Below are 11,438 nucleotides of genomic sequence, written 5' to 3'. Positions count from 1 at the left end.
CCACCCGTGTCTCAGGATATTTCACGACGGAAAGGCGGCAACGCATTGAGGATCGCCTTGCCGTAGCGCTGGGTGACCAGACGCCGGTCGAGCAAGGTGATGGTGCCGCGATCTTCTTCGGTACGCAGCAGACGGCCACAGGCCTGAACCAGTTTCAGCGAGGCATCGGGCACGGAGATTTCCATGAACGGATTGCCGCCGCGCGCTTCGATCCACTCCGACAACGCAGCCTCGACCGGATCATCGGGCACCGAGAACGGAATCTTGGCGATCACCACGTGCTCGCAATAAGCCCCCGGCAAATCGACACCCTCGGCGAAACTGGCCAGCCCGAACAGCACGCTGGAATCACCGCCATCGACCCGCGCCTTGTGCTTGTTGAGGGTTTCCTGTTTCGACAGGTTGCCCTGAATGAACACTTGTTTGCGCCAGTCGCGGTCGAGGCCGTCAAAGACGTCCTGCATCTGCTTGCGCGAGGAGAACAGCACGAGGGTGCCGCGCGAACCTTCGACCAGATCCGGCAGTTCGCGAATGATCGCCGCGGTATGGGCGGCGGCGTCGCGGGGATCGGCCTTGAGATCCGGCACGCGCAACACGCCGGCATCGGCATGATGGAACGGGCTCGGCACCACCGCCGTAACGGCTTTTTTCGGCAGGCCGGCGCGCATGCGGAAACGATCGAAAGTGCCCAGCGCCGTCAGCGTCGCCGAGGTCACCAGACAGCCGTAAGCGACGTTCCACAAACTGCGCCGCAAGGTTTCCGCCGCCAGAATCGGACTGGCGTTGACCTCGATGTCGAACAGCGAGCCGCTTTCGGCCAGGGTCAGCCAGCGCGCCATGGGCGGGCTGTCTTCCGGGTCTTCGGCGGTGAACGCGGTCCACAGCTCCCAATTGCCGGAAGCACGGGACAACAGGCTGCCGAACAGCGGATACCACTCTTCGGCCTGATTGCTGGCAATGCCGATATTGACCTCGCCATCCATGCCTTCCTTGAGCAGATCGGTCAGACGCTGGAACAGGTCGTTGAGGCGCGAATAGCCTTTTTTCAGCTCGATGCCCATCTCGCGCATGTCCTCGGGAATCACCCCGCCGACGAAGCGGTGACGCGGGCGCTCTCGGCCTTCGACGTCTTCGCCGGGTTTGAAATCGGCGATCTGCTCGCACGCGGTGAACATGAACTGCTGCTGGGTCTTGATCTCCCGCGCCAGCTCCGGCACCTGCTCGATGAGCTTGCCGAGATCGCCCGGCAACGGGTGCTGGGCAAGCAGTTTGGTGAGGTTCTTGGCGGTGGTTTCCAGCCAGTCGGCGGTGGAGCGCAGGCGCGTGTAATGGGCGAAGTGGCCGATGGCCTTGTCCGGCAGGTGGTGGCCTTCGTCGAACACGTAAATGGTGTCGCGCGGATCCGGCAGCACGGCGCCGCCGCCCAGAGCCAGGTCAGCCAGGACCATGTCGTGGTTGGTGACGATCACGTCGACCTTGCCCATGCCTTCGCGGGCCTTGTAGAACGCGCACTGGCCGAAGTTCGGGCAATGCCGGTTGGTGCACTGGCTGTGATCGGTGGTCAGGCGCGCCCAGTCGGCGTCTTCCAGCGCGTTCGGCCAGCTGTCACGGTCGCCGTCCCACTTATTGCCGGCGAGCTTTTCAATCATGCTGGTGAACAGCTTCTGGCTGGCCTCGTCGACTTCGATCTTGAAGCCTTCTTCCTCGAACAGCTGCGCGGTGGCGGTCTGCGCGTGGCCTTCCTGCAGCAGCATGTCGAGTTTGGACAGGCACATGTAGCGGCCACGGCCCTTGGCCAGGGCGAAACTGAAATTCAGCCCGCTGTTGCGCATCAGGTCGGGCAAATCCTTGTAGACGATCTGCTCTTGCAGGGCGACGGTCGCGGTGGCAATCACCAGACGCTTGCCAGCCAGTTTCGCCGTGGGGATCGCCGCCAGGCTGTAGGCCACCGTCTTGCCGGTACCGGTGCCGGCTTCCACCGCGACAATCGCGGGGTCGCCACTGCGCCGGCCTTCATCGTCGGTGTCGATATCGCCGAGTACCTTGGCGATTTCGGCGATCATCAGGCGCTGGCCATAACGCGGCTTGAGGCTCTTGGCCTCTAGAAAACGCGAATAGGCGCCCTGGATCGTGGTTTTGAGTTCAGTGCTGATCATTGAGTGTCGGGCGCAAAACGCTGGATAAATTTTCAGTAGTTTGGTTCGGCGGCTATCATACCCCGCTAATCGATCCCGCGCAGAACGGAGTGACCCAATGACACCTTTTAGCCTCGTTTATCCCCTGCATGTCCTCGCCGCTCTGGTGTGGGTTGGCGGCATGTTTTTCGCCTGGATGGTCTTGCGCCCTGCGGCTGTGAAGGCTCTCGAGGGCCCCGCTCGCCTGACCCTGTGGGTGGAAGTGTTTCAAGGTTTTTTCCGCTGGGTCTGGGTCGCGGTGATTCTGTTGCCGATCAGCGGCGTAGGCATGTTGCACTTGCAGCAGGTCGGCTTTGAGACCGCACCGAAGTATGTGCAGGTGATGATCGGTTTGTATGTGGTGATGACGGCGCTGTTCATCCGCATTCAAGGGTTGATGCTGCCGGAGCTGCGCAAGGCGGTTGATGTGAAGGACTGGCCGGCGGGTGCGGCGGTGCTGGGGCGGATTCGGCGGGTGGTGGGCCTTAATCTGCTGGTCGGGTTGGTGCTGGTGGCGGTGGCTGCGGCTCGGCCGATGTTCTGACAATCTGCGACTCAAAGATCAAAAGCCCCTCACCCTAGCCCTCTCCCAGAGGGAGAGGGGACTGATTGGGGGATATTGAGGAGTTACGCCGACTTGGAAGATTTTCGCTGAATCCATAATCGACCTGGTCTTTCAGGTCGATGAATAGCGACAGACACCTCGGTCGGCCCCCTCTTCCTACGGGAGAGGGGACTGATTGGGGGATATTGAGGAGTTACGCCGACTTGGAAGATTTTCGCTGAATCCATAATCGACCTGGTCTTTCAGGTCGATGGATAGCGACAGACACCTCGGTCGGCTCCCTCTCCCTCTGGGAGAGGGCTGGGGTGAGGGCTTGCCTTTAGAGACGCTGCACGGTTACGGCACCCGCCGCCCCTGTCGGCCCAGGCTGCCCATCAGCCCCGGCCTTGCCGTTCTTGCCGCCATCGGCGCGGTACACCAGGCAACCCTTGGACTTGCCGCCCTTCCCGGCTTTACCACCGACACCAGCCGGGCCGCCGGCACCGCCAGCCACGTTGACCTTGATCAGCTCGCCCGGGAAATCCCGTGGCACGGCAAGGCGCACCAGCGCACCCGGCGCGCCCGGCTGGCCATCGCTGCCGTCACTGCCATCGGCGCCGTGGCCAGCCGAACCATAGGTGCAGCCCGGATCTTCACCGTTGCCGCCGTCGAGGCCGACGAAACCCGGTGCGCCGGTGCCGCCACGGGCATCGACGGTCAATTGCGGCGCGCTCAGGGCCTGAAATTGCAGGTTCAGATTGCGCCCGGCCCGGGCAGCCTTTTCATAAGTACCGGGGGCGCCGCGCGCGGTGATCTGGCTGCCGTCGCTCAACTCGGCGCGCTTGACCTTCAGCTCCAGCGCCTGTTCCGCCGGAACGATGGCGATGCGCGCTTCATGGCCAAGGCGCAGTTCATCGATGTTCAATTCGGTCACGTTGGAGGGGATCAGCAAAGTGCCGTAATCGGCAACTTCCAGCTTCTCCAGTTGCAGGGTGCTGGTGGTGTTGGGCAAGCGCATCAGCGAATTGCTTTGCACGTTGACGACCTGGGCGCAGGCCAGTGGACTGATGAATGCAGCGAGCAGGCAGAGTTTACGCATGGGAAGAAGCCTCCGGAGCGGCCGGGGCCGGGATGGTTTGCAGATGGAAAACGCCGAACAACAGAATGCGCCCACGATCACGCCAAGGATGCGGACGCCCCTTGAGACTGCCATTGCACAGCAGCACTTCGAGTACGTGAATCAGCAACAACAGAGCGCCAGCCAGATTGACCAGCAGATGCAGCGGATGGACGAACGGCACCAGTTGATTGGCCAGTACCACGCAGCAGAACAGCAGGGTCAGCAAACGCCCCAGCCCCCAGAACACCTTCATACGCTCCCCCGTGTTGCGAATTATTCTTTGCACGCACAGTACCGGCTTCTGCGGGGGATAAGCCAGAGGGAAAAATGAAATTTCCACAAACAGCGGGTAAAAGGCTGCCGAGCCGATGATTTCGGCCCGGCAGCTCTAGCCTGCGGACTACAGACCTTTCCTAACGATTGATGTGCAGCTCGACGCGGCGGTTTTCTGCGCGACCTTCATCGCTGGCGTTATCGGCCACCGGTTCACTCTCGCCTCGCCCTTCGCTGGTGAGCTTGTTCGGCGCCAGGCCCTGGCTCAGCAGGTACGCAGCTACACTGCTGGCACGGCGTTCCGACAATGCCTGGTTATAGGCGTCGGAGCCTTTGCTGTCGGTATGCCCGATGACTTTGATGCTGACCACATCGGCATTGCGCAGCTTGTCCATCAAAGTGTCGAGCTGGGCTTTTGCTGCCGGGGTCAGATCGGATTTGTCGAAATCGAACAACACGTTGCCGGCATCGCTCAGGGTGATCACTTCGGTTTGCGGCGCCGGTTCGACCGGTTTTACTGCGACCGGATATTGCGGCCGTGGACAACCGCGGTGATCGACTTCGGTATTTTCCGGCGTGTCCGGGCAACGGTCGCGGCGGTCGAACACGCCGTCGCTGTCTTCGTCGCCATCCTGGGCATAACAGATCAGGCCCCCGGTGACGATGCCCAATGCCGCGCCGCCACCGGCCCAGCCGGCGCTTTCAATGGCACCAAGACCGCCGCCGACCAGGCCGCCAAGCAGGCTGCAGATCGGCCACGTACGTTGATTGAGGGGGGCGGTGCCATCGCTGTGAGTGGCACAACCGGTGAGCAAGCTGCCAAGCAGCAGCACCGGCAAGACGGACCTTGAGAAAACACGCATTTGTGAACGCTCCTGTGTACCGGCCCATACCGGTTACACAGGAGTAAAGACCCGCATCCGCGACTGCACAAGCCGCGGATGCGAGAGGGGCTAGCGGACGATTTTGATTTCGGTGCGACGGTTCTGCGCGCGACCATCGGCCGACTTGTTGTCAGCGACAGGCTGGCTTTCACCAAGGCCCGACACCGAAACGAAGCTGGCACGCGGTACGCCCTGCTGGATCAGGTATTCCACCACCGAGTGCGCACGCCGATCCGAGAGTTTCTTGTTGTAGGCATCGCTGCCGACACTGTCGGTGTGACCGGTCACGGTCAGTTGCGCGGTGGAGGACTCCTGTTTCAGGCGATCGGCGACTTTGTCGAGCACTTGCTTGTCAGGGCCGGTCAGCGTGGCTTTGTCGAACTCGAAGTGCACATCACGAATGACGATGGTTTCCTCCTTGACCACAACCGCTTCTTCGACCACTGGCGCAGGCGTCGGTGGTGGGCAACCGTCAGCATCGACCTGCACACCTTTTGGCGTGCCCGGGCACTTGTCGCGACTGTCCGGCACGCCATCGCCGTCCTCATCGCCATCACCATGCACCCAGCAATAAGCCGCCGCCGTGCCGCCAACCAGCAGCGCACCATAACCGGCCCACGAAGCGCTTTCCGTCGCACCGAGACCGGCACCGACCACACCACCGACCGCCGCACAGGTCGGCCAGTCGGTTTTCTGCAAACCTGCACAACCAGTCAACACACTGGTTAGCAGAACCAAGGGTAATGCTGTCCGAACTATGCTCATCTAGTTTTCTCCTGAGGGATCGGCTTGAAACCGATTCAGGGATTAAAGACCGGAGTTTTAATCTCCGCCAGCAATAGGCCACCGCTGTTTGCGACCGTGTTCACAGGGGTTTGCCACTTTTAAGGAAAACCACGCAACCGGGCGCTTTGCCGCCGCAGTCTGGCAGGCTAGTCTTGGCGGTCTGACTGAGGAGCTTCGATGAACGTCGCCATTTCTTCGCGCACGCCGCAACAGGCGCTGGCCGCTTTGCTGGATCGCTACGCCCCGGCTCGTCTGCTGCTGATCGGCGCCAGCGCATTTCCAGCCCTGGACGCCTTCAAGCAGGCGCACCCTGACACCTTGGTGGCCCACGCCGCGCCCGGCGCATTGCCTGCCGAACTGGCCGCGCAACGCTTCGATCTGGCGCTGGTAGTCGATTGCCTGGAACATTTGCCCAAGCGCGACGGCCTGAACCTGTTGGGCGGCATCCGCAATCTCAACGCCAGTCGCATCGCGGTGCTGGCTGATCTCGCGGCCAGTGGCTGGCAGGAAACCGATTTCTATTCGCTGGCACTGCAGGCCAGCGAGCGTTTCCAGCGCGACGAGCAGGTGCTGACGCTGTTCACTTACGATCTGCTTGACTACAAACAAGTCCCCGACTGGCTCAATTCACGCTTCTGGGCCAATCCGGAAAATTTCGGGAAATACTGGTGGTAATGCAATGAGTACAGCCATTTGCCCATGCGGCAGCGGCAATCTGCTGGATGCCTGCTGCGGCCCTTATCATGACGGCCACCCGGCACCGTGCGCCGAAGCCTTGATGCGCTCGCGCTACAGCGCTTATGTGCTGGGGCTGATCGACTATCTGGTGGCGACCACCCTGCCCGCCCAGCAAGCGGGATTGAACCGACAATCGATCAGCGACTGGAGTGCGCAAAGCACCTGGCTCGGTCTTGAGGTCGAAAGCTCGGAAGTCTTTGGCGGTCAGCCGGAACATGCTTTCGTCACCTTCACTGCGCGCTGGCACGATACCCAGGGCGAGCACAGCCACCGCGAGCGCTCCTCGTTTGTGCAGAACGCCGGGCGCTGGTATTTCATCGATCCGACGGTGCAGATGAAATTGGGGCGCAATGACGGCTGCCCTTGCGGCAGCGGGCAGAAGTTCAAGAAGTGCTGTGCGGGTTATTTCGGCGCTTGAGCTGAAGATCAAAAGATCGCAGCCTTCGGCAGCTCCTACACAGGATTTGCGTTCATTCTGCAGGAGCTGCCGAAGGCTGCGATCTTTTAGCGTCTAGACTGGCAACAAAGGGAGTACAACCATGCTCGGTCGCCGGCGCACATTAAATTTTCTGCTGTTGATGCTGATCGTAAACCTCGGCGGCTGTGCCTCGTGGTTCAGTGATGACAGCGTCGAACCCGCCGTGCATCTGGTGAAAGTCGAGGTGGTACGGGCCAAACTGCTCGAGCAGAAATTCATCCTGCACTTTCGCGTCGACAATCCCAACGACAGCGACCTGACCGTACGCGGTCTGGAATACCGCATCCATCTGGCCGACATGCTGCTCACCGAGGGCGAGCATGAGCACTGGTTTACCGTCGGGCCGAAGCGCAGCGCCTATTTCAAAGTGCCGATCCGCACCAACCTGTGGCCGAAGATCAAACAGGTGGTGAAACTGCTGAAAAATCCGAATCAGCAGATTCCCTATCGATTGCAGGGGGAAATGGAAACTGGTTTATTCATCGCCCACTACGTGCACCTTGAGCGCAATGGCGTGATAATCCCCGCCGATCTAACTCCGGAGTGACCTCGATGACCCAGCAACCTCATGTCCATGGCCCTGACTGCAACCACGATCATGACCACCATCACGATCACGACCATGGCCATGTCCACGGCCCGAACTGCGGCCACGCCCACCAGGAACCGGTGCGCAACGCCTTGAAAGACGTCGGTCGTAACGACCCTTGCCCGTGCGGCAACGGCAAGAAATTCAAGAAGTGCCACGGCGCTTGATGTCACTGGCGAAGATCTTCTTCGCCTGACACACCGCCTTCGCGAGCAGGCTCGCTCCCACAGTGACCGCGTACCGATCTCCTGTAGGAGTGAGCCTGCTCGCGATGGGGCCGGCACATCCGAAATTGATATCGACTGATCAAACGCTTTCGCGAGCAGGCTCACTCCTACAGGAGCGAGCCTGCTCGCGAAAGCGTCGGTCCATTCACCTAAAAAATTCAGTCTGCCGCCAACAGCTGCGCACTACTGACCACCGTCGCGTACTCCCCATGCAGATTCCCCAGCGACATCCCGTGCAACTCTTCAGCGGTACGTGGCGTGCCGAAATAATCGGCTTTGTCGAAGGTAAAACACGCATCCTCTGCCACCCATGTGTCGAACCCCAGGTTGCCCGCGGTGCGCGCCGTCGACTCAACAGAGTTATTGGTCGCCACACCAACGATGATCAGTTGCCCGATCCCAGCCTCACGCAACTGCGCCTCCAGCCCACTGGCACAAAACGCGTCCGGCACCTGTTTCTGGATCAGCCATTCCCCGACCTGAGGCACAAATCGCTCTTGAAACTCCACTCCGGCCTGCTCGGGCCAGAACACCGAGTCAGGCGAGCGCGACAAATGCTGCACGTGAATCACCGGGCGCCCGCGCAGGCGCCACAGCGCCAATAACTCAAGCATTCTGTCTTCGGCCTGAGGATTATTCCGCCGCCCCAGACGCGGATGCAGAATGCCTTTCTGCTGGTCGATGATGATCAGCGCAGCGTTGCTTTGAAGCGCCATAGCGATCTTTCTCCTGACAGGTCTCGGGACTTATTCCGTAGTTCAACATCAGCGCTTTCCCACAAGCAACTCTCACGCCTGTGACCGATCAGCCGACAACTGCACAAATAACCACTCGCCCCGCTTGCGCGGCCCTCGCGCCCTCACTAACGTAGCGGCTTTATTGCGCCCCCAGCCTTATACCCCCGCAGGAGCTTCGCCATGGCCTCGCCAGCCCTTACACATTTTCTTCCCCGGTTCGGCGTTGCCGCAGCAGTGGCCGGTGTTCTCGGTTTGTCCGGTTGCCAGACCTGGAACGCCCAGGACAGCCTGCCGCCGACCTCCGGCGTGCAACCGCTCAAGGGCCTGGCGCAGAACGTGTCGGTGCGGCGCAATGCGATGGGCATGCCGTTGATCGAGAGCAACAGCTTCCATGACGCGCTGTTCAGCCTCGGCTATGTCCACGCCAGCGACCGCATCAATCAGATGGTCACCCTGCGTCTGTTGGCCCAGGGCCGGCTGGCGGAAATGTCCGGCGCGGCGATGCTCGATGCTGACCGCTACATGCGCGCGGTCAATCTGAAGAAGAGCGCCGGCGAGCTCTACAAGGCCTCGTCGCCACGCCTCAAACGCTTCTTCGAGGTGTACGCACGGGGCGTCAACGCCTACCTGTTCCGCTACGCCGACAAGTTGCCGGGCGACCTCGCCGCCAGCGGATACAAGCCGGAATACTGGAAACCGGAAGATTCAGCGCTGATCTTTGCCCTGCTGAATTTCAGCCAGTCGGCCAACCTGCCGGAGGAAATCCAGTCACTGGTGCTCGCGCAAACCGTGACCACTGACAAACTCGCCTGGTTGAGCCCGTCGGCGCCCGATGAAAATCTACCGGTGGCCGAAGCCGACAAGCTGCAAGGCCTCAAGCTCAACGGACAGATTCCGGGCCTGACCGAACTGAGCAGCGCCAGCCAGCAGCTGTCGGCGCTGAACCTGCTCGCCACACCGACTGCGAACAACTGGGCGATCGCCCCGCAACGCAGCCGCAGCGGCAAGAGTCTGCTGGCCAGCGACGCGCACGGGCCGCTCGCCGCGCCGTCGTTGTGGAGTTTCGTGCAGATCCGCGCGCCGAAATATCAGGCCGCTGGCGTCACGGTTGCCGGCCTGCCGATGGTGCTCGGCGGCTTCAATGGCAAAGTGGCGTGGAGCATGACCAGCGTGCTCGGCGACAATCAGGACCTGTTCCTCGAGAAAATCCGCCGTCAGGGCAGCAGCCTGACTTATGAGGTCAACGGCAAATGGCAGCCGTTAGGCGTGCGCAACGAGACCTACTTCGTCAAAGGCCAGCGACCGATTCGCGAAGCCGTTTACGAAACCCGCCACGGCGCGCTGCTCAACAGTGCCCAGGCAGCGGCGCAAGGCAGCGGCTTCGGCCTCGCGTTGCAGACACCGAATTTCACCGACGACAAAACCCTGGATGCCTTCTTCGATCTGACCCGCGCGCAAAACGTCGAGCGCGCTTCGGACGCCAGCCGCGAAATCCGCGCCATTACCCTGAATCTGGTATTCGCCGATGCGAGCAATATCGGCTGGCAAGTCACCGGCCGCTTCCCCAACCGCCGCGAAGGCGAAGGCCTGCTGCCCTCGCCGGGCTGGGACGGTCGCTACGACTGGGACGGTTACGCCGACCCGATGTTGCACCCCTACGATCAGGACCCGGCACAAGGCTGGCTCGGCACCGCCAATCAGCGTGTGATTCCCGACGGTTACGGCATGCAGTTGTCGAAATCCTGGGCGGCACCGGAGCGCGGCGAACGCCTGGCGGAAATGGCGGGAGGCGGCAAGCACGACAGCCGCAGCGTGATCGCCATGCAGTACGACCAGACCACCACCTTCGCCGCCAAGCTGAAAAAAGTCTTCGAAGCACCGGGCATGAAGCAACCGCTGAAACAGGCGATCGACGCCCTGCCGGAAGCCGAACGCAGCAAGGCGCGCGAAGCCTTCACGCGCTTGATGGCCTTCGACGGCAAGCTCAGCCCGACCTCTGCGGATGCAGCGATTTATGAGTTGTTTCTGCAGGAAAGCATGAAGCAGATTTTCCTCGACGAACTGGGGCCTGAATCCAGCCCGGCGTGGAAAGCATTTATGACCAGCGGCGAACTGTCCTACGCGGCGCAGGCCGATCATCTGCTGGGGCGTGAGGACAGTCCGTTCTGGGACGATGTCCGTACGCCGCAGAAGGAAGACAAAGCGGTGATTCTCGCCCGTAGCCTCGCGGCGGCCATCACTGCCGGTGACAGTCAATTGGGCGGCGACCACCGCGCCTGGCAATGGGGCAAATTGCACAGCTATGCGTGGAAGAACAGCAATGGCCAGACTGTTCGCGGGCCGTTGGCGGCGGGCGGCGATCACACCACGTTGAACACTTCGGCGTTTGCCTGGGGCCAGGACTTCGTCACGACCCGTGCGCCGGCGATGCGTTTTATCGTCGACTTCGGCCAGAGCGAACCGCTGATGGCGCAGAACGGCACGGGTCAGTCGGGCAATCCGCTGAGTCCGAATTATTTGAACGGGATCGATGCGTGGCTCAAGGGTCAGTACATCGGCTTGCCGATGCAGCCGCAGAATTTCGATCGGGTGTATGGCAAGACTCGTTTGACCCTGACTCCCGGCAAGTAAAGCAAAGATCAACAGCCCCTCACCCTAGCCCTCTCCCGGAGGGAGAGGGGACTGATTGGGGGATGCTTGGGTCTTGCGCCGACCTGAAAGAGAGACGGTGAATCCAACATTGGATCAGGCTCAAGGCTGTGCCGGATCCATATTCAATTCGGTCCCTCAGGTCGATGTACCTCACCAGACACTTCGGTCGGCCCCTCTACCAGAGGGAGGTGAATCCAACATTGGACCAGGCTCAAGGCTGTGCCGGATCCATATTC

At 61.3% G+C, this 11,438-nt stretch carries 12 protein-coding genes; 6 read left to right on the top strand and 6 right to left on the bottom strand.

The window, feature by feature from the left end; all coding sequences use genetic code 11:
- Positions 1 to 11 precede the first annotated feature (11 nt).
- Entirely contained in the window at positions 12 to 2,156 is a 2,145-nt protein-coding gene (gene dinG, locus BLU71_RS01350; protein ID WP_024011911.1) for an ATP-dependent DNA helicase DinG, read from the bottom strand.
- A gap of 97 nt (positions 2,157 to 2,253) precedes the next feature.
- Between dinG and BLU71_RS01345 the strand changes: the two genes are divergently transcribed.
- Positions 2,254 to 2,718 carry a CopD family protein gene (locus BLU71_RS01345; protein WP_083352150.1) on the top strand — a complete coding sequence of 155 codons (465 nt, stop codon included), beginning with the start codon at positions 2,254 to 2,256 and terminating at the stop codon, positions 2,716 to 2,718.
- 340 nt (positions 2,719 to 3,058) lie between these two features.
- Here BLU71_RS01345 and BLU71_RS01340 read toward each other — a convergent pair whose 3' ends face one another.
- The 4 genes from BLU71_RS01340 to BLU71_RS01325 all read right to left on the bottom strand — a co-directional run bounded on the left by BLU71_RS01340 (position 3,059) and on the right by BLU71_RS01325 (position 5,760).
- The gene (locus tag BLU71_RS01340; RefSeq protein WP_083352149.1) at positions 3,059 to 3,817 is read right to left on the bottom strand and encodes a collagen pro alpha-chain precursor; all 759 of its coding nucleotides are present in this window, start codon (positions 3,815 to 3,817) and stop codon (positions 3,059 to 3,061) included.
- The gene (locus BLU71_RS01335; protein ID WP_064364207.1) at positions 3,810 to 4,091 is read right to left on the bottom strand and encodes a DUF1145 domain-containing protein; all 282 of its coding nucleotides are present in this window, start codon (positions 4,089 to 4,091) and stop codon (positions 3,810 to 3,812) included. The genes BLU71_RS01340 and BLU71_RS01335 overlap by 8 nt, the downstream gene beginning before the upstream one ends.
- 160 nt (positions 4,092 to 4,251) lie before the next feature.
- Positions 4,252 to 4,974: an OmpA family protein gene (locus BLU71_RS01330; protein ID WP_042608224.1), complete on the bottom strand. Its 723-nt coding sequence runs from the start codon at positions 4,972 to 4,974 to the stop codon at positions 4,252 to 4,254.
- A gap of 90 nt (positions 4,975 to 5,064) precedes the next feature.
- Positions 5,065 to 5,760: an OmpA family protein gene (locus tag BLU71_RS01325; RefSeq protein ID WP_024011908.1), complete on the bottom strand. Its 696-nt coding sequence runs from the start codon at positions 5,758 to 5,760 to the stop codon at positions 5,065 to 5,067.
- Between the two features lie 198 nt (positions 5,761 to 5,958).
- Here BLU71_RS01325 and BLU71_RS01320 point away from each other — a divergent pair, with 198 nt between their 5' ends.
- From BLU71_RS01320 to BLU71_RS01305, 4 genes are all read left to right on the top strand, one after another.
- Positions 5,959 to 6,456, top strand: coding sequence for a DUF6231 family protein (locus tag BLU71_RS01320; protein ID WP_042608225.1), 498 nt, complete (start codon positions 5,959 to 5,961; stop codon positions 6,454 to 6,456).
- Between the two features lie 4 nt (positions 6,457 to 6,460).
- Positions 6,461 to 6,937, top strand: coding sequence for a YchJ family protein (locus BLU71_RS01315; protein ID WP_064364208.1), 477 nt, complete (start codon positions 6,461 to 6,463; stop codon positions 6,935 to 6,937).
- 121 nt (positions 6,938 to 7,058) lie between these two features.
- On the top strand, positions 7,059 to 7,544 hold the full coding sequence (locus BLU71_RS01310) for an LEA type 2 family protein (protein WP_042608227.1): 486 nt from the start codon (positions 7,059 to 7,061) through the stop codon (positions 7,542 to 7,544).
- A 5-nt stretch (positions 7,545 to 7,549) separates the two neighbouring features.
- The gene (locus BLU71_RS01305; protein WP_003198420.1) at positions 7,550 to 7,753 is read left to right on the top strand and encodes an SEC-C metal-binding domain-containing protein; all 204 of its coding nucleotides are present in this window, start codon (positions 7,550 to 7,552) and stop codon (positions 7,751 to 7,753) included.
- Positions 7,754 to 7,971: 218 nt separating this feature from the next.
- On the opposite strand, the gene BLU71_RS01300 is transcribed toward BLU71_RS01305, so the two are convergent.
- Positions 7,972 to 8,529, bottom strand: coding sequence for a cysteine hydrolase family protein (locus BLU71_RS01300; RefSeq protein WP_083352148.1), 558 nt, complete (start codon positions 8,527 to 8,529; stop codon positions 7,972 to 7,974).
- 201 nt (positions 8,530 to 8,730) lie between these two features.
- On the opposite strand from BLU71_RS01300, the gene BLU71_RS01295 reads away from it, so the two are divergent.
- Positions 8,731 to 11,181: a penicillin acylase family protein gene (locus BLU71_RS01295; RefSeq protein ID WP_083352147.1), complete on the top strand. Its 2,451-nt coding sequence runs from the start codon at positions 8,731 to 8,733 to the stop codon at positions 11,179 to 11,181.
- The last annotated feature ends 257 nt before the right edge of the window (positions 11,182 to 11,438 follow it).

Source organism: Pseudomonas moraviensis, assembly GCF_900105805.1.
Classification (GTDB): domain Bacteria; phylum Pseudomonadota; class Gammaproteobacteria; order Pseudomonadales; family Pseudomonadaceae; genus Aquipseudomonas; species Aquipseudomonas moraviensis_A.
Note: the sequence above shows the minus strand (reverse complement) of the source record. Positions and strands in the feature narration are given on the sequence as shown.